At 66.5% G+C, this 24962-nt stretch carries 25 protein-coding genes and 2 tRNA genes; 25 read left to right on the plus strand and 2 right to left on the minus strand.

Annotated elements, in window-relative coordinates; translation table 11 throughout:
* Positions 1-96 precede the first annotated feature (96 nt).
* From rplF to TA3x_RS13465, 17 genes are all read left to right on the plus strand, one after another.
* A complete protein-coding gene (gene rplF, locus TA3x_RS13385; protein WP_435021999.1) occupies positions 97-648 on the plus strand; it encodes a 50S ribosomal protein L6 in 552 nt (183 codons plus the stop codon).
* Between the two features lie 106 nt (positions 649-754).
* The gene (gene rplR / locus TA3x_RS13390) at positions 755-1123 is read left to right on the plus strand and encodes a 50S ribosomal protein L18 (RefSeq protein WP_435022001.1); all 369 of its coding nucleotides are present in this window, start codon (positions 755-757) and stop codon (positions 1121-1123) included.
* 146 nt (positions 1124-1269) lie between these two features.
* Complete coding sequence (gene rpsE / locus TA3x_RS13395) at positions 1270-1761, plus strand: 30S ribosomal protein S5 (RefSeq protein ID WP_435022003.1); 492 nt, start codon at positions 1270-1272, stop codon at positions 1759-1761.
* Positions 1761-2210, plus strand: coding sequence for a 50S ribosomal protein L15 (rplO, locus tag TA3x_RS13400; RefSeq protein WP_435022005.1), 450 nt, complete (start codon positions 1761-1763; stop codon positions 2208-2210). The genes rpsE and rplO overlap by 1 nt, the downstream gene beginning before the upstream one ends.
* Before the next feature lie 106 nt (positions 2211-2316).
* The gene (gene secY, locus TA3x_RS13405; RefSeq protein ID WP_435022007.1) at positions 2317-3726 is read left to right on the plus strand and encodes a preprotein translocase subunit SecY; all 1410 of its coding nucleotides are present in this window, start codon (positions 2317-2319) and stop codon (positions 3724-3726) included.
* A 91-nt stretch (positions 3727-3817) separates the two neighbouring features.
* Positions 3818-4609: a type I methionyl aminopeptidase gene (gene map / locus TA3x_RS13410; RefSeq protein WP_435022009.1), complete on the plus strand. Its 792-nt coding sequence runs from the start codon at positions 3818-3820 to the stop codon at positions 4607-4609.
* Positions 4610-4819: 210 nt separating this feature from the next.
* Positions 4820-4933: a 50S ribosomal protein L36 gene (rpmJ, locus tag TA3x_RS13415; protein ID WP_435022011.1), complete on the plus strand. Its 114-nt coding sequence runs from the start codon at positions 4820-4822 to the stop codon at positions 4931-4933.
* 31 nt (positions 4934-4964) lie between these two features.
* Positions 4965-5348, plus strand: a complete 384-nt coding sequence (gene rpsM / locus TA3x_RS13420) for a 30S ribosomal protein S13 (RefSeq protein ID WP_435022013.1) — start codon at positions 4965-4967, stop codon at positions 5346-5348.
* A gap of 117 nt (positions 5349-5465) precedes the next feature.
* A complete protein-coding gene (gene rpsK, locus TA3x_RS13425) occupies positions 5466-5846 on the plus strand; it encodes a 30S ribosomal protein S11 (protein ID WP_435022015.1) in 381 nt (126 codons plus the stop codon).
* Between the two features lie 123 nt (positions 5847-5969).
* A complete protein-coding gene (rpsD, locus tag TA3x_RS13430; RefSeq protein WP_435022017.1) occupies positions 5970-6599 on the plus strand; it encodes a 30S ribosomal protein S4 in 630 nt (209 codons plus the stop codon).
* 154 nt (positions 6600-6753) lie between these two features.
* Positions 6754-7746 carry a DNA-directed RNA polymerase subunit alpha gene (locus TA3x_RS13435; protein ID WP_435022019.1) on the plus strand — a complete coding sequence of 331 codons (993 nt, stop codon included), beginning with the start codon at positions 6754-6756 and terminating at the stop codon, positions 7744-7746.
* Positions 7747-7846: 100 nt separating this feature from the next.
* Positions 7847-8260, plus strand: coding sequence for a 50S ribosomal protein L17 (gene rplQ, locus TA3x_RS13440; protein WP_435022021.1), 414 nt, complete (start codon positions 7847-7849; stop codon positions 8258-8260).
* A gap of 33 nt (positions 8261-8293) precedes the next feature.
* Positions 8294-8731, plus strand: coding sequence for an HIT family protein (locus TA3x_RS13445; protein ID WP_435022023.1), 438 nt, complete (start codon positions 8294-8296; stop codon positions 8729-8731).
* A 131-nt stretch (positions 8732-8862) separates the two neighbouring features.
* Positions 8863-9834: a hypothetical protein gene (locus TA3x_RS13450; protein WP_435022025.1), complete on the plus strand. Its 972-nt coding sequence runs from the start codon at positions 8863-8865 to the stop codon at positions 9832-9834.
* A gap of 183 nt (positions 9835-10017) precedes the next feature.
* On the plus strand, positions 10018-11076 hold the full coding sequence (rtcA, locus tag TA3x_RS13455; protein WP_435022027.1) for an RNA 3'-terminal phosphate cyclase: 1059 nt from the start codon (positions 10018-10020) through the stop codon (positions 11074-11076).
* A 260-nt stretch (positions 11077-11336) separates the two neighbouring features.
* Positions 11337-12215 (plus strand): carbohydrate kinase family protein, encoded by an 879-nt coding sequence (locus tag TA3x_RS13460; protein ID WP_435022029.1) that lies wholly within the window; start codon positions 11337-11339, stop codon positions 12213-12215.
* A gap of 329 nt (positions 12216-12544) precedes the next feature.
* A tRNA-Leu gene (locus TA3x_RS13465) sits at positions 12545-12630 on the plus strand.
* A gap of 141 nt (positions 12631-12771) precedes the next feature.
* Here TA3x_RS13465 and TA3x_RS13470 read toward each other — a convergent pair.
* A complete protein-coding gene (locus tag TA3x_RS13470) occupies positions 12772-13083 on the minus strand; it encodes a hypothetical protein (protein ID WP_435022031.1) in 312 nt (103 codons plus the stop codon).
* On the opposite strand from TA3x_RS13470, the gene TA3x_RS13475 reads away from it, so the two are divergent.
* Complete coding sequence (locus TA3x_RS13475) at positions 13066-13551, plus strand: hypothetical protein (RefSeq protein WP_435022033.1); 486 nt, start codon at positions 13066-13068, stop codon at positions 13549-13551. The genes TA3x_RS13470 and TA3x_RS13475 overlap by 18 nt on opposite strands.
* Positions 13552-13807: 256 nt before the next feature.
* A complete protein-coding gene (locus TA3x_RS13480) occupies positions 13808-14440 on the plus strand; it encodes an MOSC domain-containing protein (protein ID WP_435022035.1) in 633 nt (210 codons plus the stop codon).
* Between the two features lie 114 nt (positions 14441-14554).
* Here TA3x_RS13480 and TA3x_RS13485 read toward each other — a convergent pair.
* Positions 14555-14639, minus strand: a tRNA-Leu gene (locus TA3x_RS13485).
* A gap of 214 nt (positions 14640-14853) precedes the next feature.
* Between TA3x_RS13485 and TA3x_RS13490 the strand changes: the two genes are divergently transcribed.
* From TA3x_RS13490 to TA3x_RS13515, 6 genes are all read left to right on the plus strand, one after another.
* Positions 14854-15834, plus strand: coding sequence for a substrate-binding domain-containing protein (locus tag TA3x_RS13490; RefSeq protein WP_435022037.1), 981 nt, complete (start codon positions 14854-14856; stop codon positions 15832-15834).
* Positions 15831-17174, plus strand: coding sequence for an ABC transporter permease (locus TA3x_RS13495; RefSeq protein ID WP_435022039.1), 1344 nt, complete (start codon positions 15831-15833; stop codon positions 17172-17174). The genes TA3x_RS13490 and TA3x_RS13495 overlap by 4 nt, the downstream gene beginning before the upstream one ends.
* A 121-nt stretch (positions 17175-17295) precedes the next feature.
* Positions 17296-18165: an inositol oxygenase family protein gene (locus TA3x_RS13500; protein ID WP_435022041.1), complete on the plus strand. Its 870-nt coding sequence runs from the start codon at positions 17296-17298 to the stop codon at positions 18163-18165.
* A gap of 34 nt (positions 18166-18199) precedes the next feature.
* Positions 18200-19576, plus strand: a complete 1377-nt coding sequence (locus TA3x_RS13505) for a DUF1501 domain-containing protein (RefSeq protein ID WP_435022042.1) — start codon at positions 18200-18202, stop codon at positions 19574-19576.
* A 39-nt stretch (positions 19577-19615) separates the two neighbouring features.
* The gene (locus TA3x_RS13510; protein ID WP_435022044.1) at positions 19616-22129 is read left to right on the plus strand and encodes a DUF1549 domain-containing protein; all 2514 of its coding nucleotides are present in this window, start codon (positions 19616-19618) and stop codon (positions 22127-22129) included.
* A 49-nt stretch (positions 22130-22178) separates the two neighbouring features.
* Entirely contained in the window at positions 22179-24959 is a 2781-nt protein-coding gene (locus TA3x_RS13515) for a c-type cytochrome domain-containing protein (protein WP_435022046.1), read from the plus strand.
* Positions 24960-24962: the final 3 nt, after the last annotated feature.

Consider the following 24962-nt stretch of genomic DNA (forward strand, 5'->3'; position numbering starts at 1 on the left):
GACCCGCATCGGTGTCGCAGCCCTGCGCGATCACGACCCTGGTCGGATCCGCCCCGGCTCCATCGGTTCCCACGATTGCGAGAGGATGAGGATCTCATGTCCCGTATTGGACGTAAGCCGGTCGCTGTCCCGGCCAACGTGAAGATTTCCCTGGCCGACTCGACCATTCAGGTCGAAGGTCCTAAAGGCAAGCTGGCCTATCAGTATCGTGACTCCATTGGCGTCACCTATGATGATGCCGGCCGCCAGGTCGTCGTTACCCGCAATGATGATGAGCGTGAGAACCGCGCTCTCCACGGTCTGACGCGCAGCCTGATCGCCAACATGGTCGAGGGCGTGACGACCGGCTACACGAAGAAGCTGGAAATCGTCGGCGTCGGTTACCAGGCCCAGCTCAAGAAGGCCAATACGGTCGCTCTCCAGGTCGGGTTCGCCAACCAGGTTGTCCTGGAAGCTCCGGCCGGTGTCAGCGTCGTCGTCCCCGACCCCACGCACATCACCATCACCGGTGCCGACAAGCAGGCCGTGGGGCAGTTCGCCGCCGTCGTTCGCAAAGTCCGGCCCCCTGAGCCTTACAAGGGCAAGGGCATCCGCTACGAAGGCGAAGTCGTCCGTCGCAAGGCCGGCAAGGCGTTCGGGTCCAAGTAAGTTCCAACACTTGCATCGATCCACTCCGATTCCAAGCTCCGTTGAGGCTGGGTGCCCGGTCGGTATCGGTCACCTCTAACCCCTCGCGTTCGAGAAGGATAGATCCTTGAATCAGCGCAAGCAGGTCGAAGTCCGTCGCCTTCGACGCCAACGCCATGTTCGTAAGCGGCTGCTTGGGACCAGCGAGCGTCCTCGCCTGGCCGTGTTCCGCAGCTCCAAGCATATCTACGCCCAGGTCATCAACGACGAGAACGGGACGACCCTGGCCTCCGCCAGCACCCTCGATCCGACTATCCGCGGCGATCATCCTTACGGCGGCAACAAGGCTGCTGCCGCGGTCGTCGGCAAGCTGGTGGCTGAGCGTGCTGTTCAGGCCGGCATCTCCAAGATCTGCTTCGACCGCCGCAGCTACAAGTATCATGGTCGGGTCCAGTCCCTGGCCGATGCCGCTCGCGAAGGTGGACTGCAGTTCTGATCGGTCTTGACTTTTCGTCGTTGGTAGTCGCCTCGTGGCCGTTTTGCTAGAATTCGTTCCCTCGCGATTGGTTGTCGGACTCGGCTCGGACTTCACGTCCCACCTGCCAACATCTCGCGACGGATCCTCATACGGGAGTCATCGTCGTGTCGAGCGATAATCGGGATCGCGACCGCGGGGATTGGTCGGAAAGCGTCGTCACCATCCGTCGTTGCGCGGCGGTGGTGAAGGGTGGTCGTCGGTTTAGCTTCAATGCGCTCGTCGTCGTGGGCAATGGCCGCGGACAGGTGGCTTGGGGTTACGGCAAGGCGAATGAGGTCCCCCCTTCCGTGGAGAAGGGTGTCAAGGACGCTCATAAGCAGATGAATCGCGTCAACCTCAAGGGTGGGACCATCCCGCACCGCGTGGTCGGCAAGTTCGGCGCGGCTCGCGTCGTGATGCTCCCGGCCAGCCCGGGTACCGGCGTCATCGCTGGTGGTGCGGTCCGCGCCGTCGTCCAGGCGGCCGGCGTGACCGACATCCTCACCAAGAGCTATGGCTCGACCAACAAGCTCAACATCGTCAAGGCGACGATCAACGCCCTGACGCAGCTCAGGACCAAGGAAGATATCGCTCGCCTTCGGGGGGTGACGCTCTAATGCAACTTCATGATGTCGATCGCGGGATCCACAAGCGGAAGCCGCGGCGCCGGATCGGTCGCGGTGTCGGCTCGGGTCACGGCAAGACGGCCGGCAAGGGTCACAAGGGTCACTCCTCTCGGCAAGGGTTCAAGCAGAACCCCTTGTTCGAGGGTGGCCAGATGCCTCTGGCTCGCCGCGTCCCCAAGCGGGGATTCTTCAATGGCGCCTTCAAGAAGGATTACGCCATCGTCAACCTCGATTCGATCGAAGCTGCCTTCGTGGCGGGCGACGTCATCGACGAGGCGGCCTTGCGGGCTCGTGGGCTGGTCAAAGGTCGCCATGATGACGGGGTCAAGATCCTCGGCGATGGCGAAGTGACCAAGTCGTTCACCGTCCACGCGACGAAGTTCAGCGCCTCGGCCGCCGCCAAGATCGCCGCCGCCGGCGGATCCTGCGTCGTCGCTTAATTCCCTTCGTCCGTCGAATTTTCATGATCGTGGCCGTGTCGATCGTTTGACGGTCGCCGGCCCCATCATCACGCCTTCTCGCCCCGTTCGCCTGCCAGGAGGAGTCGTGGAGAAGCTGTTCACGATCTTGTTCAAGGTTCCGGAACTTCAGCGCAAGATCCTGATGACGGCCATGTTTCTGGCCATCTATCGGGTCGGCTACTTCATCCCTCTGCACGTCGTCAATCAGGCCAAGCTGGAAAGCTATCAGAACCAGCTCAACCAGACGGCGGCCGGCAAGGTGTTTGGCGCGGTGGCCATGTTCGGCGGCACCCAGATCGGGATGAGCACCATCTTCGGTCTGGGCATCATGCCTTATATCTCCGCCTCGATCATCTTCCAGCTCCTCGGCAGCGTCGTCCCCTCCCTCGAAGCCATGATGAAGGAGGGGGAGAGCGGGCGTAAGAAGATCAATGAGTATACACGATACGCTACGGTCATCTTATGTCTGATCCAGAGTACGCTCTGGGTCCAATACATGATGAGTAGTTTGGATATCGTCCATCCGGATTTCAGGACGCTACCCAATATCATCGTCTGTGTGCTCACGATGACGGCCGGGACCATCTTCTTGATGTGGATCGGCGAGCAGATCGACGAGTACGGCATCGGTAACGGGATCAGCCTCCTGATCATGGCCGGGATCCTCGCCCGGATGCCTGAATCCATCACCCGACTTCTGGCGAATTCGACGACCCACATCTCCTCCGAGGGCGGGAAGCACGGCCTGCTCACCCTGGCCGCCTTGGTGGTCGTGTTCCTGGCGGTCGTCGTGGGTGTGATCGCGATCACCGAGAGCCAACGACGCATCCCCACCCAGTCGGCGAAGCATGTTCGTGGCCGTCGGGTTTACGGTGGTACGAAGCAATACCTCCCGTTGAAGGTGAACCAGGCCGGCGTGATGCCGATCATCTTCGCGTCCAGCCTTTTGATGTTCCCCTTCTTCATCCTGAATAGCTTGAAGCAGGCGACGACGACCTGGACGCTGCCGAAGAAGATCGGCGACGTGGTTCAACCGATGACCCTCCTTGATTCGATCAAGTATGGCCTCGGGTCGTTCTTCGAGGCGGGGGCCGATGCCTTCCAGAGCCACGGGTATGTCTACACGATGTTCTACATCGTCCTGATCTACTTCTTCTGCTATTTCTGGACGGCGATTACCTTCAACCCCAAGGATATGGCCGATAATCTCAAGGATTACGGCAGCTTCATCCCGGGTTATCGGCCGGGTCGCCGGACGGCGGATTACCTCGAGAAGGTGATGCTCCGGATCACCTACGTCGGTGCGGCGTTCCTCAGCCTCGTCGCTGTCATCCCGTCCCTGGTCTCGGCCTTCCTGGGCGTCGATTACACCATCGCCTCCTTCCTGGGCGGCACCGGGCTCCTGATCGTCATCAGCGTCTGCCTCGATCTGGTCCAGAAGATCGATAGCCACCTGATCATGCGTAATTACAGCGGCCTTGTCAGCAAACGCTGATCTCAGGGCCCGCTCCAAGCACGTATCGAGGGTCCGGTCCTGTCGCCCTGCGACGTGGAGTCCGGACCCTTGGTCGTATCTACCGTTCGAGATGGGTGCCGTGATCAAGCTGAAGAGTCCTCGTGAAATTGGCCTGATGCGCGAGGCTGGTCGTGTCGTCGCCCAGGCCCTCGATCGCGTCCGATCGATGGCCCAACCGGGTGTGTCCACGGCGGACATGGACGATGCGGTCGCCGAGATCTTTCGCGAGCACGGCGCCATCTCTCTTTTCCAGGGCTATCCCAACTCCGTCCGAGGCAAGCCGGCGTTCCCGGCGGTCATCTGCGCCAGCGTCAATGAGGCGGTGGTCCACGGGATCCCGAATCGCCGTCCCCTGGTGGCCGGTGACGTCGTCTCCATCGATACGGGGTGCAAGCTGAATGGTTGGTGCGGCGACGCCGCCGTGACCCTGGCCATCGGAGAGGTCGCCCCGGAAACGCAGAAGCTTCTTGAAGTGACCTCGCAGACCCTGGACCTAGCCATCAGTGCCATGTCCCGGTGCCGCCTGTGGTCGGAAGTCGCCGCGTTGATGGAGAAGTTCGTCAAAAGTCAAAACATGTTTGTCGTCGAGAAGTTCGTCGGGCATGGGATCGGGCGCGACATGCACGAGGAGCCGCAGGTCCCGAATTTCGTCAGCAAGGCCCTCCGCAAACATGATATCGTACTCGAACCCGGCGTCGTCCTCGCCATCGAGCCGATGGTCGCCCTGGGCACCAAGGCCGTGACGACCCTCGACGATTCCTGGACCGTGGTCACCAAGGATCGCCGGGCGAGCGCCCACTTCGAGCATACGGTGGCCATGACGACCGACGGACCTCGCGTCCTGACCCACCTGAAGGACTGACCGAGGTCGTCCTCGGCCGGTTCGATCATTCCCTCCGGTCTGTGCTTGCAGTGACCGGGCGGTCGAGGTATATTGGCCGAATTCGGCCCCGGATCGGTTGCCCCGGACTGGTTTCAGCTTTGCGGTTTGATCTGCGATCATGGTATCGGCCCCGGTCGGGCCGTTTGTCCTCTGTCGCATGAGAGCGTCGATGGGAAAGCGAGAGGCCCGATGAAGATCCGTTCGAGCGTGAAACGAATCTGCGAGAGTTGCAAGATCGTCCGTCGCCGGGGCAAGGTGTACGTGATCTGCGATAACCCGCGCCACAAGCAACGGCAGGGCTGAGGCCCGACACAGCCCCACGGAGATTGGACGGATGCCTCGTATTCTGGGTGTCGACATCCCGAACGATAAGCGAACCATCATCTCGCTTCAGTACATCTACGGGATCGGTTCGTATCTCGCCAAGCAGCTCTGCGAACGGGCCTCGATCGATCCCGATCAGAGGGCCCGCGAGCTGAGCGAAGACGATCTGGCCAAACTGGCCACCCTGCTCGATAACGAGTATGTGGTGGAAGGCCAACTCCGCCGCCAGGTCCAGCAGAATATCGCCCGCCTGCGTGATATCGGCTGCTACCGCGGACTTCGCCATCGCAAGGGCTTGCCGGTCCATGGTCAACGGACCCGGACCAACGCCCGGACTCGCAAGGGTCCTCGTAAGACCGTGGCTGGCAAGAAGGGTGTCAAGGAAATGCGTTGATCCGGATCGTCCTGAATTTGGTGGGACGGCCCGCCGGATTCGCCTGATCCTGATCGATTTGTTTTTCTTGAAGCCTGCACTCGAATTCATTGACGCGATCCAGGGAGCAACGGACCCGTGGCCAAGGCCAAGAAGCGAAAGACACGGCGCAACGTCAGTCGGGCGGTCGTGCACATCAAGGCGACCTTCAATAACACCACGGTGACCATCACCGATCCCAACGGCGATGCGCTGTGCTGGGCTTCCTCGGGGACCGTCGGGTTCAAGGGTAGCCGCAAGAGCACTCCGTTCGCGGCCCAGCGGGCCGCCGAGACCGCCGCCTCGACCGCCACCAAGTATGGGGTCAAGGAGGTCGAGGTGAAGGTCAAGGGTCCGGGCTCGGGTCGCGAGAGCGCGATCACCGCCCTGCAGGCCTCGGGCCTCTCGATCAAAGCCATCGAGGACGTGACTCCTCTGCCGCACAACGGTTGCCGTCCGCCCAAGAAGCGTCGGGTCTGACCCCGACTTTCCGACGACGGACGTTGCCTCGGGCTACGTCGGGTCGTCGGCACGAATTTGCCTTCAATCCGTTGATCCGGCGGAGAGCCGTCGGTTTCTCCAACGAGGAATGCCCGAGACATCATGGGACGTCATATCGGTCCGGTTTGCCGGCTTTGCCGCCGCGAAGGTTTGAAGTTGTTCCTGAAGGGGACGCGGTGCGATACCCCCAAGTGCGCCGTGGATCGTCGTGAAGGCGTCCCCGGCATGCACCAGTTCCGCCGCAGCAAGGCCAGCGAGTATTCGGTTCGCCTTCGCGAGAAGCAGAAGGTCAAGCGGTATTACGGGATCTTCGAGCGGCAGTTCCGCAAATATTTCGACCTGGCCAGCCGCCGTCCGGGCAACACCGGCGATGCCCTGATGTCGCTCCTGGAGCGGCGTCTGGACAACGTCGTGACCCGCCTCGGGTTCGCGACGAGCCGACCCCAGGCCCGCCAGATGATCACTCACGGTCACATCTCCGTGAACGGTCGCAAGCTCGACATCCCGAGCTATCTGGTCCGCCCGGGCGATCAGATCCAGGTCAAGGATCGCGAGCACTCGCGGGCCATGGCCGCCAGCCACCTGGCCACCGATGGCATGCCGCCGGTCCCGGATTGGTTGGATCGCACGACGACCGAGCCGCCCGAGGGGCGTGTCTCCCGCCTGCCGGCCACCCAGGACATCTCCCTGCCGGTGACCCCGCAGCTGATCGTCGAGTTGTTGAGCCGCTGATCCTCCCGTCCCATCGCGGGATCGATCTTGCCTCGATGGGCCGTGACCGGCCCAGTCCTCTTGCTCTCGCACGCAGCGTCGGCGGCCGGTCTTCCTTTCGACGACCGGCCGCGGTTGCCGACCGCCGTCTGCCCTTTTCCGGAGAACTCGCGCGATGCGCATCCGTTGGCGTGGCCTCGAACTTCCCAGCCGGGTCGTCTGCGCCCGCGAAAAGCTGTCCGATACCTATGGCGAGTTCCACGTCGAGCCCTTCGAGCGCGGATTTGGCCACACGGTCGGCAATAGTCTTCGCCGCATCCTCCTGTCGAGCCTCGAGGGGAGCGCGGTCTCGACGATCAAGATCCAGGGCGTCCAGCACGAATTCTCGTCGATCCCCGGGATGGTCGAGGATATCACCGACTTGGTCCTGAATCTCAAGGGCCTGGTCGTCAAGAACCACTCCGAGCAGAGCCGCACCATCCGGATCGACCGGGATCGTCGCGGGGTCGTCACCGCCGCCGACATCCTCCACGACGAATCGATCGAGATCATCAACCCGGACCACGTGCTTTGCACGCTGACCGATGATGTCCCCTTCGTCCTCGAGATGATCGTCGAGAACGGCCGCGGTTACCGGCCGGCCGCCGAAGGGCACACCGACGACCTCGAAGTCGGCGGCATCCCCATCGACGCGATCTTCAGCCCGGTCATCCGGGTCGAGTACAAGGTCGAGAACACCCGCGTCGGTCAGCGGACGAACTACGACAAGCTCCTGCTCAAGATCTGGACGACCGGGACGCTCGGCCCCGAGATGGCCCTGGTCGAGGCCGCGAAGATCCTTCGCAAGCACCTCAACCCGTTCGTCCAGTACTACGAGCCCGGCCCCGGCCTTCCGGCCGAACCCGGCGGCCACGACAGCCTGCGTGACCTGCCGATGGATGCCGAGCTGGAGCGGAAGCTGGGCATGAGCCTCGCCGAACTGGAACTCTCGGTCCGGGCCACCAACTGCCTGGAGAGCGAGGGGATCACCACCGTTCGCGACCTCGTCAGCCGCAATGAAGACCAGTTGCTGACCGTCCGCAACTTCGGCGAGACGACCCTGAAAGAGGTCAAGGCGAAGCTCAACGAGATCGGCCTCGACCTGGGAATGGACGTCGACTCTCGGTAGCTCCGTCAAGACTCCCGCCGGGTGTCGAAGGCCGGTCTCCGGCCTGATGATGCCGGCCTTCGTCCCTGGCCCTTATTCTCTTCTAGACAGCGAAATCATCATGCGCCACCGTAATGCCGGACGCAAATTCAAGCGGACCCCGGAGCATCGTCGGATGATGCTCCGCAATCTGGCCACCGCTCTGATCGAGCATGGCCGGATCGAGACGACCCTGGCCAAGGCCAAGGAACTCCAGCCCTACGTCGAGAAGCTCATCACCCTCGCCAAGGGCGGGTGGGACCTGAACAACTTCCGGCGGATCAACGCCGTCCTGACCAGCAAGAAGGTCGCCTTCTCCCTGATCCACGAGGTCGGGCCGCGGTTCCAGGGCCGGCCGGGTGGCTATACTCGCATCTACAAGCTGGCCAAGGTCCGCCAGGGTGACGCTGCCCCCATGGGCATCATCGCCCTCCTCGGGGCCGACGAGCAGATCAAGGCCCCCACGCGTCCCGCCGTCGCCGCGAGCGGTGCCTGAGCGAATGACCGGTCGGGGTCCCGGAGGATCATCATGAGCCATCAGGATCCCGACTGCCTGTTCTGCCGGATCATCGCCGGCCAGATTCCCTCGGCCCAGATCCTGGAAACGGACTGGGCCGTGGCATTCCTGGACATCCACCCGGTCAATCCGGGCCATGTCCTGCTGGTCCCCAAGGTGCATCACGCCACCCTGGCCGACCTGCCCGAGGATGCCGCATCGGCGGTCGCCGCCCTGATGCCCGGGCTCGTCCGGGCGATCATCGCCGCCACCGGCGCCGATGGCCTCAACGTGGTCGTGAACAACGGCCACGCCGCCGGTCAGACGGTTGATCATGGCCACTGGCACCTGATCCCCCGGTTTCATGGCGACCCGGTGCACTGGCCCTGGCCGCATCAGTCGTACAGCGGCGATGAACTGGGCCGGATGCAGGGGCGGATCGCCGAGGCGTTTCGGGCCCGGCCGAGCTGACGCGGGCCGTCGCCTTCTCGGGCGGCGGCCTGTTGCGGTTGACGCTTGCCGCGCTCCGACTTACACTCCGGCACGCAGGTCCCTTCCGAGGGCCCGATCGCCGAACCCGGTCGCGGAAAGGATTCCGCCCCATGTCTTTGAAACTCCCGTTCGCCGCCCTGGCCATGATGGCCCTGGCCGGTTGCTCGTTCATCCATCCCGAATCGAGGCCGAAGGGCGACCAGGTCGTTCCCGCGTCCTATACCGGACGGTCTGGTAAGCTCGTGGTCCCTCGATTTTGCAAGCTCGACACCGCCGTCGTCACTCGCCCGCTCGGCCATGTTGCCATCGAAGAGGCTGCCTGGCGGGCCGCCGACGAGCAAGGGGTCCCGCTGGGCGTCCGCCAGGCCCTTTCCGCCAACGGGCTCCGGATCGGGGTGATCACCGGCGGCCTGCCGCCCGACCTCTCCGAGGCCTTCCAGAGTCGGCCCCCCCAGAAGCCGACCGAATGGGTCCATTTCGACCTGCCGGAAGGGGTGCAGACGCCGGTCACGGTCCGCCCCAAGGTCGATCCCGACGCCGCATCGGGCTCCGAAGTGGTCACCTTGCTCGTCAATAATCAGGGCAAAGTCGAGGGGAAGGACTATGCGGACGCCAGCGGGCTGATCACCCTGACCGCCGATCAGAAGGGGACGCGCGAGGTGTCGCTGCGGATCGTCCCTGCGGTGCAACATGGACCCAAGCGGGGTGGTTATGCCGCTGTCCAGAACGCCGGGCCCTTTGCCCAGCAGGAATTCACCTTCAAAAACGAACAGCAGGAGGATTCCCGGCGCGACCTGGCGGTCACCCTGGACATCCAACCCGGTCAATATGTGGTGATCGGATGCCGGAGCGGCCACGAGCGCAGCCTCGGGTCGTTCCTGTTCACCCGCACCGAGGCCAACAGCGATCAGGTCATGCAGAGCATCCTCCTGATCCAGGCCGGCCGGAACAACGTGGGGGCCGAGCCCCCGAAGCCCGAAGGCATGGAAGAGCCGAGCATCGCCCCCGGGGCCAGCCCTCGGCCCGTCAAGGAAGTGCCCCAGTTCGAGGCGAGGCCGGCCAAGGACGCTCCGGATCGCTAAGCCCCCAGGGAAGGGAGATCGCCGATGGAATGGCTCCAGGGACGGTCGGCTCGCGGCCTCGGAAAGACCACCGGACGAACCCCGTCCCGGCGATGGGTGTCCCACGGTCGTCATGGCGAGATTTCCCTCCCGCACCGGGAGGTCGTCAGATCGTCGGGTGCGATTCCGAGCGGAGGTGGGGCGATGGCGACCAGTCCTGGGCGACATCACGTGACGTTGGACGGTTCGAGCGGGGAAGGGGGGGGCCAGATCCTCCGCTCCGGGCTCACGCTCTCCTTGTTGACCGGGCTCCCGGTCACGTTCGAGAACATCCGGGCCAATCGCGACCGACCAGGCCTCCGGCCCCAGCACCTGAAGGCCGTGGAAGTTGCCGCCCAGATCGGCCAGGCCCGGACCGATGGGGCGAAGATCGGTTCCCGGAGCTTGACGTTTCGGCCGGGGACGATTGCGACCGGCGACCTCCAGGTCGACATCGGCACGGCCGGCTCGACGGCGCTGGTGCTCCAGGCCGTGCATCTGGCCCTCGCACTCCGAGCCACGTCCGCCGTTCGCCTGACGCTGACGGGGGGGACGTTCAACACGCAGGCCCCGTCCTTCCCCTTCCTCGACTCCACCTGGAAGGCCCACCTGGCCGCCCTGGGCATGCCCCTGGGCCTGGCCATGCCGGCCGCCGGCTTTTATCCGGAAGGGGGGGGCCAGCTCGACGCCTGGATCGAGCCCGCCTCGCCCCGGCCGATTGTGCAGGAGACGCGAGGGGCATTGACCCGGATCCGAGGGGTGGCCGGCGTCACGAATCTCGACCCGGGCATCGCCGCCCGGATGCGAGATCGCGCCGCGAACCGACTGGCCCGGCGCGGGCTGGACGCGGACCTCGCCGTGGCACTGTGGGACGGCCCCGGTCATGGGGCGGCCATCGCGCTGGTCGCGGAGTATGAGGGCGTCACGGTCCCCGTCACGTTCGTCGGCCTGGGACAGCGGGGGAAACCCGCCGAAGCGGTCGCCGATGACGCCGTCGCGGAACTCCTCGACTACCACGATGCCCCCAACGGTGCCATCGACCCCCACTCCGCGGATCAACTGCTCCTCCCGCTCGCCTTCGCCGACGGCCCGAGCCGGTTCTCCGTCTCGCGGGTGACCGAGCATCTCCGGACCAACGTCGCCACGATCCACGCGTTCCTCGACCGCCCGATCCGGATCGAGGAATCCACCGAGGGGCCCCACGGCCGCGTGTTCATCGACTGACGGTCCCGGGCCGCCCCGGGCGTGGGAATCCCGATCCGTCCCCGATGATTCACCAGGCTCGCCGACGGTCCTCCTGCCTCCCGAAGCGGCGTCCGGGGTTCGGTCAACTCGACCTTACCTTGTCCCTCTGGCCCGGGGAGTGCTTGTCGGGGGCCTCAGGGGGCCCGAAGCCACTTCGCGCAAGGGGAGTGGAGCGGGTGGCGATGGATTGCGAGGATGTTTGGTGGGGATCGACCCAGCCACGGATTCGGGGTACGACGATGGGCTATCAGATCGTGGCGATCGGCGAGGTCCTGTGGGATTGCCTCCCCTCCGGAAGGAAACTCGGGGGGGCCCCCGCCAACTTCGCCTTCCACGCGCAATCGCTGGGGGCGGATGCCCGGATCATCAGCCGCGTCGGGGATGATGCCCTGGGTCGCGAGATCCTGGAACAACTCCAGAAGAATGGCCTCTCGATCCAGACGATCGAGGTGGACGAGGACGCGCCAACCGGGACCGTCGAGGTGGCGGTCGATGAACAGGGCCAGCCTTCCTACACCATCTGGGAAGGGGTGGCGTGGGACCGGATCGATGCCAGCCCGCTGGCCCTGGCGACTTGCGCGTCCGCCGACGCGGTCTGTTTCGGCAGCCTCGCCAGGCGGAGCGAGGTCTCGCGACGTGGCATCGGAGGTCTCGTGGCCGCGACCGGACCGGGCGCCCTCCGCATCTTCGACGTCAATCTCCGACCCCCCTTCGTCGATCGGGGCGTGATCGAGGATTCGCTCGCCCTGGCCAACGTCCTGAAGCTCAACCACGACGAACTCGACGTGCTGGCCGGGTGGTTCGGGCTGGAAGGGGCTGATGCCAGGAGGGTTGCGGGCCTGGCCGCCCGATTCGACCTGGGGGCCATCGCCCTGACGCGCGGGTCGTCCGGGAGCCTCATCTATCGCGACGGGGTCGTGGCCGAGCATCCCGGAACCCACGCGCGCGTCGTGGACACGGTCGGGGCCGGCGACGCGTTCACCGCCGTCCTGACCATCGGGCTGCTCGACGCCTGGTCGCTCGACGAGATCAATCACCGGGCGAACCTGGTGGCCGCGTTCGTCTGCTCCCGCGAAGGGGCGACCCCCGAACTCCCGGATGGCCTGATCCGAGCCTGACGGGTCCATCGACGATGATTGGTCCTCCAATCCTGACTCCCGGCGTCGACCTGCACAGCGAAACGACCGTCGGAGGCTCCGTCCTCTTGGTGCCGAATCGCAGTCGGCGACGAAGCCCCGGAGCGGGTTGTCGTGAAGGCCAATCGATGACGCCCCGGGGAGGCCTAAGACTCGAACGGCCAGACGGTTTCGGTGATGGCGCGGACACGATCACGAGATTTTCAGCAGGCTCTTGATCAGGCCGCGTTGTCCGGGTAAACTTGGCCTCGCACTGAAGATGAGCCGTCAAGACAACGCCCCGCGTTGAATGGCAGCGAATCTTGATCAAAGCCGAAGTGGCGGAATTGGCAGACGCGCTAGGTTCAGGTCCTAGTCCGGTTCACCCCGGGTGGAGGTTCAAGTCCTCTCTTCGGCACTGTGACGACAAGGGGTCACGTCGCGAGACGTGACCCCTTGTCGTTTCATGCGTTGGTAGGAAACATCGCGGTCGCCGCGTTGATCGTGCCAAGTCGGCCGTGGGCCCTCCAGCCTGATGTTCGCCGGCCTTCAGATTCCTCTAGGCGAGGGTGCTCCAGATCTGGGCGGTGCCGTGCGATTGGATCTCCAGGAAGTCTCCGAACGGGTTCTCGCAGGGGCAGAAGTCGAAGTTGAAGCCGGGGGCAAACTCCCAGATCTTGCACCGCTGCTTGCCTCGATTCTCGACGATCCGCCGGGCCAGGCCTTCGACGTCCGGGTCAAACACGCAGAAGTGGAACGCGCCGGTCCAGTGCAGGTCGAACTCCTGGTTCTCCTCCGCACCTCGGGGGGCGAGATCCGGTTCGGCGAATTCGAATAACTCCAGGCCGACGCCTTGGCCGGCGTCGAGCATGGCGATCCGTCCGCGGACTACCCCTCCTACAGCGTCGACGATTGCCGGGAAGACTTCGAGCTTCCGGGAGCGGGGGTGGAGTTGCGGACCAACGGGCTGCGCGAGCTGGCCTACGGGGCGATCCGCGAGGGGCTGGCCGTCGCGTGCCGGAAAGCCTCGGCCGAGCATCGCCACCTCGAACCGGTGAGGGCGTTCCAGGTCGCCTCGGAGGATCCGACGCTGGCGGCATCCCGGCGCGATCGTCCCGGTGCTTTCGAGGCCGCCACCGGGGCGAGAGTCCATCCCGGACCATGGCCGGATGAACCCGATCAGGAGATCGAAGACGTCTATCGGGAGGTCGTGGATGAGATCGGAGGAAGCGGATCCGATCCGGATGAGTCTCGATTTCCTGACGCTTCACGTCCAGGGGGAAATCGTTCGGGAAAAGCGATCAAAACGTCCACCCGCAGCAAATTGGCGTCAGTTTGAGTCTGTTCGTGTCGTCGGTCGGCCATAAGCTGCGATCAGGCGTAAAGATTTGGAGGGTGCGGTGGGTCTACGATCACCTCCATCCTCGTCGATCTCGATGCCGAGCGATCTCGTTGGAAATCGCCGCAAGGCCGTGAGACTCGCGTATCGAGTGTGGACGCTGCTGGTTTCTCCCGGCCCGTGCGATCACACTCGGGATGGCGCGGGCGGTCGTCGATCGGACGGGGATCGAGATTCATCCAGGGGAAGGGCATTCATGAGAGTCCTGACGGTGAGCGTCGGCCTCCCGCGCGAGATCGAAGTCGATGTCGGGACCGTGTTGACCTCGATCTTCAAGGCACCCGTCGCCGGCCGGGTCCGCGTCTCCGGCCTGAATCTGGACGGCGACGAGCAATCCGACCTCTCGGTCCACGGGGGGCCGCTGAAGGCCGTCTATGCCTATCCCTCCGAGCATTATGCCGCCTGGCGGCAGGAACTCCCGGACATGGAGTTCCCCCCGGCGGCCTTCGGCGAGAACCTGACCACCGAAGGGCTGTCCGAGGACGTGCGGATCGGCGATCGCTTCCGGATCGGTTCGGCGGAGTTCATGGTGACCCAGCCGCGGATGCCCTGCTTCAAGCTCGGGATCCGATTCGGTCGCATGGACATGCTGAAACGGATGCTCAGGAACGGCCGGACCGGCTTCTACTTCTCGGTGGAGAAGGAGGGGGATGTGGGGGCCGGCGATGCCATCGAGCCCCTGGGACGATCCGAGGAAGACCTGACGATCGCCGACGTCGTGCGGCTCTACACGGTGGAGGCCGGGAACCAGGACCTGCTGCGCAAGGCCATCGGCTCCTCCTTTCTCCCGGAAAGCTGGCGGGAATATTTCCGCAAACGGTCCCGCTGACGCCGGACGCCCAGGCCCGAACGGGGTGGGTCGTCGGCCAAAAAACAAACCCCCGGTGTTGGCCGGGGGTTGTTCATCTCTCGGGGAGAGAAGCGATCTGAGATGCGAGGCAGATGCCGGAGACAGGACTTGAACCTGCACGGCCTTGTGGGCCACTAGCCCCTCAAGCTAGCGCGTCTGCCAATTCCGCCACTCCGGCTTTCAGAGCGAGGCATGAGGCTGAGGGTGTTCCCGAGACGATTGGTGTCTCGAAAGCAGGTCCAGACTTTACCGTCGACGCCCCCCCGGATCAAGGGCAACCTGCCGGCCGATCGCGATTCTCGGCGATTTTCTCCGATCCGGTGGGTGCAAACCGGGTCGCGGCCGGTTAGGCTTCGAACGATCACTCCTCAACAACCCGGGATGGTGCATCCATGAGGCTCGTCCTCCTCGCGTCGATAGCGTGTTCGGCCCTGGCATTCCCCGCGTGCGGCGCCCGCGACGAGGGGGCTCGCCCGGGGGGGGCGGCGCCGTCGGGGGCCTCGCGGGGGACGATCGGCGTCTCCGTGCTGAGCCTGACCAACCCGTTCTTCAAGGTGATCGCCGACGGGATCGCCGAGGAGGCGAAGAAGAACGGGTACGACGTGATCGTGACCAGCGGCGAGTTCGACGTGGCCCGCCAGCAGAATCAGGTCAAGGATTTCCTGGTCAAGAAGGTCGCGGCCATCGTGCTCTGCCCGTGCGATTCAAGGGCGATCGGGACCGCGATCGCGGAGGCCAACGCGGCCGGCGTGCCCGTCTTCACGGCGGATATCGCCTGCCTGGCGCCGGACGCGAAGGTCGTGTCGCACATCGCCACCGACAACTTCGGGGGAGGGGAGCAGGCGGCCGGGGCGATGATCGGGGCGCTCAAGGAGGGCGGCAAGGTCGTCATCCTCGACTTCAAGCAGGCCGAGTCCTGCCTCCAGAGGGTCGACGGCTTCAAGAAGGTCATCGATGGGTGGAACAAGGAGCATCCGGCCGCCGGGCGGATCGAGATCGTCGCCGAGCTGCCCGGCGACGGCAAGAAGGACCAGGGCTACAAGTGCGCCGAGGATGCCCTCCAGTCGCACCCCGACCTGGCCGGGATCTTCGCCATCAATGACCCCTCGGCGCTTGGCGCGAGGGCGGCCCTGGAGAAGGCCGGGAAGGCGGACCGGGTCGTGATCATCGGCTTCGACGGGCAGCCCGAAGGGCTTCGGGCCATCGACGAGGGGAAGATCCTCGCCGACCCGGTCCAGGACCCCGACAAGATCGGCCGGATGACGGTCGCCTCGATCGTCGCCTACTTCAAGGGGGAGTCGGTGCCGCCGTCCCAGCTGATCCCGACGACCCTCTACCGCAAGGGGACCGCCGAGGGGCCGAAGCAGCCATGAGGCGTGGAGCCTGGACCCGGCCGCTCGGCTTCCTCCTTTCCGACCACGGCATGCTCCTGGTCCTGCTGGGGCTGTGCGGGTTCTTCAGCCTGGCGACGATCGAGGAGCAGCACCCGGGCGGGGCCTCGGCGGCTCGGCAGCTCGCCGCGTCGATCGCCGCCGGGGCAGGGCGGGAGCCCCACGCCGCGATCGTCGTCCGCGACCACCCCGCCGATGCCGAGTTCGCCGACGCCCTGGCCGGTGCCCTCCGCGAGCGCGGGGTGGAGGTGGTCGCAACGGTCCGAGGCGGGCCGGCCGATGCCCGATCGACCCTGGTCGGCCTCGGCGAACGGGGCGTTCGCGTGGACGCCATCGCGGCCAACCGGGTGACGGCGGCCTGGAACGTCTACGAGTCGCCCATGGCCCGCTATCCGTCGCTGGCGAAGGCGCGGATCTACCAGCCCGAGAGCTACCGCTGGCCGGTCTTTCTCAAGGCGGACAACCTCCTGAACGTGGCCAACCAGATTGCGGTGATCGCCATCATCGCGATCGGGATGACCCTGGTCATCATCACCGGGGGCATCGACCTTTCGGTGGGGAGCCTGATCGCGCTGGCGGCGGTGATCGCGGCCCGACTGATCCGCGACCAGGCCGGGGGGGCCTCCGCATCGATCCTGGGGATGGTCGCCTGCTCGCTGATCGGGATCCTGGCGTGCTCGGCCTCCGGCTATTTTTCCGGGCTGATGATCACATGGTTCCGGGTCCCCCCGTTCATCGTCACGCTGGCGATGATGCTGGTGGCCAGCGGCCTGGCCTACATCCTGGCCGAGGGGCAATCGATCGACCAGGTCCCCGACCGCTTCATCTGGCTGGGCCGGGGCTCCGACCTCCCCTATCTGCCCAATGCCGTCGCGCTGATGCTGGTGCTGTATGCCATCGCCCACGTCGTGATGGGCCGGACCGTGCTGGGCCGGTACATCTACGCGGTGGGCGGCAATCCCGAGGCCGCCCGCCTCTCCGGGCTGCCGGTCCCCCGGGTGATCCGCACCGTCTACGTGATCAGCGGGACCCTGGCCGGGCTGGGCGGGATCGTCATGGCGTCGCAGCTCAAGAGCGGAGGGCCGACCTACGGGCAGATGTACGAGCTTTACGTGATCGCCGCCGTGGTCGTCGGTGGAACCTCGCTGTCCGGGGGCGAGGGGAAGATCTTCGGCACCCTGATCGGGGCGCTGATCATCGCCGTGATCCAGAACGGGATGAACCTCAAGGGGGTCGAGAGCTATACCCAGAAGATCGTCCTGGGGCTGGTCATCCTCGTTTCCGTCCTGCTCGACCGGATCCGAGCCCGCCCGGGGCGATGATCCCCGGGGGCGGGCCGGGGCGAAACGAACCCGATTTCCGCATGGCCGGAGGGGGAAGATCGGGTAGACTGGACCGATCCCGCTCCCCACCCGCCCGACACATCCCGACCGAGGTACGACCATGGCCGAGTCGATCGTCCGCAGGGCCGAGGGGCCGCTCGCCGACCTCGATGATTGGGAGTCGGCGCACGAACCGACCGAGTCCGAAGGCGGGGAGAAAACCCCGTCCGGCTTCCGCGACTATCGCAAGAACGTCCGTCCGGGGGTGGTCGAGTTCTATCGCCAGAATCACACCCACCAGACGCTCGATTTCGTCCTGGCGAAGAAGCGCGACTACCTCGCGCTCAACCGCCGGCGGATGGGCATCTGGGAGGCGATGGAATACCTGAACACGCTGGTCGATGACAGCGACCCGGACACCGACCTGTCCCAGATCGAACACCTGATGCAGTGTGCGGAGGCGATCCGGGCCGATGGCCACCCGCGATGGATGATCCTGACCGGGCTGATCCACGACCTCGGCAAGATCCTCTGCCTGTTCGGCGAGCCGCAATGGGCGGTGGTCGGGGACACGTTCCCGGTCGGGTGCCGCTACTCGGACAAGATCGTCTTCCCCGAGTTCTTCGAGCTGAATCCCGACAGTCGGGTCGCCGCGTACCAGACCCCGACGGGGATCTACGAGCCGCATTGCGGGCTGGACAACGTCCACCTCTCCTGGGGGCACGACGAGTACCTGTATCACGTCGTGAAGGATTACCTGCCCGAGGAAGGGCTGGCGATGATCCGCTACCACTCCTGCTACCCGATCCATCGCGAAGGGGAATATGGGCACTTGATGGACGAGCGGGATCATCGCATGATGAAATCGGTCCTCGCCTTCAACCCGTATGACCTGTACTCGAAGGGGCACGCGAAGCCCGACGTCGCGGCCCTGACGCCGTACTATCGCGAGTTGATCGCCGAGTACTTCCCGCCGACCCTCGCCTGGTGAGGCCCGCCGCAGCCAGACCGCCCGGAGACCCCCGATGCTCACGTTCACCGGCAGGGGCAAGGCCCAGACCTGCGACGGCACCACCCGCCGCGACTTCCTCCAGGTCGGCGCCCTGGGGGCGATCGGCTTCGGCCTGCCGCAACTGATGGCCGCGCAGGCCGCCGGGGCGGTCAAGCCCGGCCACGACGATCGCGCCTGCATCATGATCTTCAACCTCGGGGCACCCAGCAACATCGACCTCTGGGACATGAAGCCGGACGCCCCGGCCGAGATCCGCGGCCCGTTCAAGCCGGTTAAGACCAAGGTCCCGGGCCTCGAATTCTCCGAGATCCTCCCCGGCCACGCCCGGATCGCCGACAAGATTTCGCTGGTACGGTCGGCCCACCACGGCGGGGCGGCGGTCCACGACGCCGGCTGGCAGATGATGCAGACCGGGCGGCTGTTCTCCGGCGGGGTGAACACGCCCCACGTCGGCGCCGTGGTCGGCTACCTCAAGGGAAGGAAGACCGACCTCCCCCCGTTCGCCGTCCTGCCCGAGCTGATGGGCCGGGGCGGGGGCAACATGCCCAACGGCCAGGCCGGCGGGTTTTTGGGCAAGAACCACGACCCGTTCGCCCTCAACGCCGACCCGTCGCAGCCCAACTTCCGCGTCCCGGACCTCCTGCCGCCCGCCGAGATCGGCACGGTCCGGCTCGACCGCCGCCGCAAGATCCGCGACCTCGTGGACAACGCGGTCGACCTGTTCGAGTCGAGCGAGGACGCCGCGCTCCTGGACGGCAACTTCCAGGCGGCGTTCCGGCTCATGACCAGCGAGCAGGCGCGGTCGGCGTTCGACCTCTCCAAGGAGCCGGCCGCCGTCCGCGAGCGGTACGGGATGACCCGGTTCGGCCAGTGCTGCCTGCTGGCCCGGCGGCTGATCGAGAACGGCGTCCGGTTCGTGACGATCAACACCTTCCTGACCGTCTTCGACGAGATCACCTGGGACATCCACGGATCGAAGCCGTTCACCTCGATCGAGGGGATGCGCGACATCGTCTGCCCGCTCTACGATCAGGGCTACAGCGCCCTGATCGAGGACCTCGACCAACGCGGCATGCTCGACGCGACGATGGTCTGCAACATGGCCGAATTCGGCCGGACTCCCCGGGTCAACCCGGCCGGGGGGCGCGACCACTGGCCGCAGTGCTTCACGGTCGGTTTCGCCGGCGGGGGCGTCAAAGGTGGCCGGGTGGTCGGGGCCAGCGACCCCATCGGCGCCGTGCCGGCCGACCGGCCGGTCGAGCCGGCCGACGTGGCCGCGACGATCTTCCACAGCCTCGGGCTCGACCCGGAAACGACCCTCCCCGGCCCGGCCGGCCGGCCGTTCCCGCTGGTGGACTTCGGGCACCGCGAGATCCACGAGCTGTTCTGACCGACCGAGGCCCATCGGCAACCGCGAGGAAGTCCCCTGATGACGATCAAGCCCTGGTTCTGCCCGGTCGCCGCCCTGCTGATCTCGATCGTCGGCCCGCTTGCCGTCGCCGAGGAGGGGCTGGTCCTCCTCCCCGCCGAATCGACCCTGGGCGGGGCCGACAGCGTCCAGCGGCTGCTCCTCCAGCACGCCGACCGGGGGGAGATCGGGCGGCAAGAGGGCGGGGCGATCTCGTGGACTTCCAGCGACCCCGGCGTGGCGACCGTGGTCGACGGCGTGGTCCGGCCGGTCGGCGACGGGCGGGCGACGATCGAGGCGAAGGTCGGCGGGCGGTCGGCCACGGCCCAGGTCGTCGTCTCGGGGATGTCGCGGCCGTTCGAGCCCGGGTTCCGCGACCACATCGAGCCGATCCTCGCCAAGCTCGGGTGCAACTCGGGGGCGTGCCACGGGGCGCTGGCCGGGAAGGGGGGCTTCCGCCTCTCCTTGAACGGCTATGACCCGGATGCCGATTACTTCAACATCGTGAAGCTGGACCGGGGCCGCCGGGTCGAGTTCGCCGACCCGGGCCGGAGCCTGGTCCTGGCCAAGCCGTCCGGGGCGATCCCGCACAAGGGCGGGACCAAGTTCGCCACCGACTCCCGCGAGTATCGCCTGCTGGCCGACTGGATCGCCGTCGGGGCCCGCCCCCCGTCCGACGCCGATGCCCGCGTGGTGTCGCTCGACGTGCTCCCGGAGCGTTCGACCCACGCGATCGGCGACGCCCAGCGGGTCGTGGTCCGGGCCCGCTACTCCGACGGCCGGGTCGAGGACGTGTCGCGCCAGGTCAAATGGTCGTCGGCCGACGAAACGGTCTGCCGCGTCGATCAGGACGGCGTCGCCACCGTGGCCGGGCCGGGGGAAGGGGCGGTGGTCGCCTGGTTCGCCAGCCGGATCGCGATCGCCCGGATCACCGTCCCCTACGGCGATGGCAAGCCCGCCCCGGCCGGCCCGCTGGTGGACCAAAGGAAGCCACGCAACTTCATCGACGAGCAGGTCGACCGCCAGCTCGCCCGGCTGAACCTGCCCGCCTCGCCCGCCTGCGAGGACGACGAGTTCGCCCGCCGCGCCTGGGTGGACACCGTGGGCCGGCTGCCGACCGTCGATGAGATCAAGCGGTTCCTCGCCTCGACCGCTCCCGACAAGCGAGACGCCCTGATCGACGAACTCCTCGCCCGGCCCGAGTTCGTCGACTACTGGACCTACAAGTGGGCCGACGTCCTGATGCTGACGAGCGTCAAGCTGCCGCCCAGCTCGGTCAAGGCGTACTACGACTGGCTCCGCAAGGAGGTCGCGGCTAATACCCCCTGGGACAGGCTGGTCCGGCAGATCCTGGTCGCCACCGGGGAGAGTTCCGAGAATGGGGCGACCAACTTCTACGGCCTGAGCCAGTCGCCCGAGGACATGACCGAGAACGCCAGCCAGGCGTTCCTGGGGCTGTCGATCGCCTGCGCCCGCTGCCACAACCACCCGCTCGAAAAATGGACCAACGACCAGTATTACGCGATGGCCAACCTGTTCTCGCGGGTCCGGGCCAAGGGGTGGGGGGGCGACGCGACCAAGGAGAAGGGGAGCGGGCAGCGGACGATCTACGTCTCGCAGGCCGGCGACCTGACCCAGCCCCGGACCGGCAAGCCCCAGCCGCCCACCCCGCTGGACGGGACGCCGATGGACCTGGACGATCCGTCCGACCGCCGGGTGGCGCTGGCCGACTGGATGACGGCGCCGGACAACCCGTACTTCGCCCGGTCGATCACCAACCGGGTCTGGGCCAACTTTTTCGGCGTCGGGCTGGTCGAGAAGGTCGATGACGTCCGGGCCTCCAACCCGGCGAGCAACGAGGCCCTGCTGAAGCAGGCGTCCGACGAGGTGGTGCGGGCGAAATTCAACCTCAAGGTCCTGATGAAGTCGATCCTCCAGTCCAACGCCTACCAGAGGTCGAGCCGGCCGTTGCCCGGCAATCGCGGCGAGCAGCGGTTCTATTCCCGCTACTATCCCCGGCGGATGATGGCCGAGGTGATGCACGACGCGATCGTCCAGGTGACCGGGGTGCCGACGAAGTTCGACGCCCTCGTCGTGCCGGGGGGCGAAACCCAGAGGATCGACTTCTTCCCCACGGGGACGCGGGCGATCCAGCTCAGCGACGCGGCCGTCGACTCGTACTTCCTCCAGGCCTTCGGCCGCAACCCGAGGCGGATCGTCTGCGAGTGCGACCGCTCCGACGAGCCCTCGGTGGTCCAGGTGCTCCACCTCTCCAACGGGGACACCCTCAACGCCAAGCTCAAGGCGGCGGGCAACCAGGTCGAGTCCCTGCTCAACCTGCGCCATCAGGGGATGTCCGACGCGTCTTTGATCGACGACCTCTACCTGGCGAGCCTGACCCGCTATCCCACCGAGGCCGAGCGGGCCCGCCTGCTCGAACTCCTGCCGCCCCCCGGTTCCGCCGAGGAGCGTCCGACCCTCGAAGACGTGTTCTGGGGCCTGCTGAGCAGCCGCGAGTTCCTGTTCAACCATTGAATGATGGCCCGGCCCCCGTCGCCCGAAACCACCGCCCCGCGAGCCTCCCATGAGCAGATCCGTCGTCCTGGCGGCGTTCGCCTCCCTCGTCCTGTCGGCCGCCTCCCGCGGCGAGGATGGCGCGACCCCCGACTTCGCGACCGGGGTCGCCCCGATCCTCAAGGCTTACTGCGCCGGTTGCCATAATGATGACGATCGCGAGGGGGAATTCTCGCTCGATGGCGAGGATCCCTGGGAGAAAGGGACGTCGCGCGGCCCCCTGGTCAAGCCGGGCGACTCCGCGTCCAGCCTCCTGATCCGTCAGATGACCGGCCAGGCCAAGCCGGCGATGCCCCCCAAGGGGAAACCCCGCCCCAGCGACGCCGAGATCGCCCGGGTCGCGGCCTGGATCGACGCCGGCGCCAGGCGGCCGGCGGCCGCCCCCGCCGATCGTCTCGCCCTGGTCGTCCCGAAGATCGTCCCCCGGGCGAAGGTCCGGCCCGTGACGGCCCTCGACCTGTCCCGCGACGGCCGTTGGCGGGCGGTGGCTCGCTATGGCGAGGTCGAACTCTTCACCGGGTCCTTCGAGACGCCGACGATGACCCTGCGGGACTTCCCCGGGAAGGTGACCGCGGTCCATTTCTCCCCGGATGGGACGAGGTTCGTGACGGCCTCGGGCGTGGTCGGGCTGGGCGGTGTGGCCGCCCTCTGGAACGTCGCGGACGGGACGCTGATCCGCCGCTTCGACGGCCATCGCGACATCCTGCTCGACGCCGAGCTTTCCCCCGACGGGAAGGTGCTGGCGACCTGCGGCTATGACCGGACCATCCAGCTCTGGGACGCGGAGACGGGCAAGAGCCTCCGGACCCTGCTCGGCCACAACGGCGCCGTGAACGACGTCGGGTTCAGCCCCGACGGCCGGTTCCTGGTCAGCGCCAGCTCCGACGATACGTGCAAGGTCTGGCGGGTCGGCGACGGCACCCGGATGGATACGCTGCCCCAGCCCCTCAAGGAAGAATACGCCTGCACCTTCAGCCCCGACGGCCGCTACATCGTCGCGGGCGGGGCGGACTGCTCGATCCGGGTCTGGGAGTTCGTCTCCCGCGACGAGCCGAAGATCAACCCGATGATCCTGGCGCGATTCGCCCACGAAGGCCCGATCACCCGCCTCGCCTACAGCCCCGACGGGTCGCGGCTGGTGACCGTCGCCGAGGACCGGACGATCAAGGTCTGGGACACGGCCCACTTCTCCGAGATGCGGCTCTGGGAGCACGAGCCCGACATCGCGACCGCCCTGGCGGCCTCCGGCGACGGCCGGGGTTTCGGGATCGGGCGGATCGACGGGACGACGGCTCATCATGAATTTCCCGCCAGTTCGGAGCGGGCATCGACCGTCGCGAGCCCATCCTCGACGGCGAGCCCGGCCGGATCGGCCGCGGGCGAGCCGACGAAAATCGCCGAACGGGAGCCCAATAACACCCCCGGGGAGGCCGCCGAAGTCGTACTGCCCGCCCAGATCACCGGGGTCATCGCCGACCCGGCGGACGTCGACCTGTTCCGGTTCGCGGCCAAGGCCGGCGAGGAGTGGGTCCTGGAAGTGAATGCGTCCCGCTCCGGGTCGAAGCTCGATTCGTTCCTGGAAGTCGTCGACGCCCAGGGGAAGCGGATCGAACGCGTCAAGCTCCAGGCGACCCGCGATTCCTACTTCACTTTCCGGGGCAAGAACGACGCCGTCTCCGGCGACTTCCGGGTCTTCAACTGGGAGGAGATGCATCTCGACGAGTACCTCTACGCCAACGGCGAGGTGGTGAAGCTCTGGCTCCACCCGCGCGGGCCCGACTCCGGCTTCCTGGTCTATCCCGGCGAGGGGAAACGCTGGGGGTACTTCGACACGACCCCGATGGCCCACGCGTTGGGCGAGCCCTGCTACGTGGTCGAACCCCACCCGCCCGGGTCGACTCCCACGCCCAACGGCCTGCCGGTCTTCTCGCTCGCCTTCGAGAACGACGACGACGCCCGCCGCGAACTCGGCCGGGATTCGCGCCTGACCTTCACCGCGCCCGCCGATGGTTCGTACCTGGCGAAAGTCCGCGACGTGCGGGGGTCGGGAGGGGCCGACCACGGATACACCCTCGCGATCCGCCCGCGTCGCCCCGACTTCGGGGTCACCCTGTCCGCGATCAAGGCGGCCATCACTCCGGGGGGGGCCCAGGAGTTCACGGCCCGGGCGAGCCGGATCGATGGCTATGACGGGCCGATCCGGGTGGCGATCGAAGGGCTGCCGCCCGGCATCTCGGCCTCGACCCCGCTGATCATCGAGGCGGGGCAGGTCGAGGCCCTGGGCGTGATCGCCGCGGCGCCCGACGCAAAGGCCCCCACGCCCGAGCAGGCCGGGGCGATCCGGGTCGCGGCCTCGGCCGTGATCAACGGGGAGGAGCGGTCACACCCGGTCAAGTTCGCGGGGATGATCAAGCTGGCCCCGGCCCCCGCCCTCCGGCTGGCGATCGCCCCCGACTCGGAGGGTGATCCGGCCGTCCACGACGACCCGGACGGCGGGCTCACCGTCGACATCGATCGGGGGCAGACGATCACCCTCAAGGTCCGCGTCGAGCGGAACGGCCACGTCGGGCCGGTGCCGCTGGGCAACGAAGGGGCCGGTCGCAACCTCCCGTTCGGCGTCTACGTGGACAACATCGGCCTGAACGGGCTGCTGATCACCGAGCAGCAGGCGGAGCGGACCTTCTTCATCACCGCCGACCGCGCCGCGACGCCCCAGTCCCGCAAGTTCCACCTGAGGACCACGGCGGCCGGAGGCCAGGCCAGCCTGCCCGTCACGCTCCGCGTCCGATAGCTC

Source organism: Tundrisphaera macrotermitis, assembly GCF_051175315.1.
Taxonomy (GTDB): domain Bacteria; phylum Planctomycetota; class Planctomycetia; order Isosphaerales; family Isosphaeraceae; genus Tundrisphaera.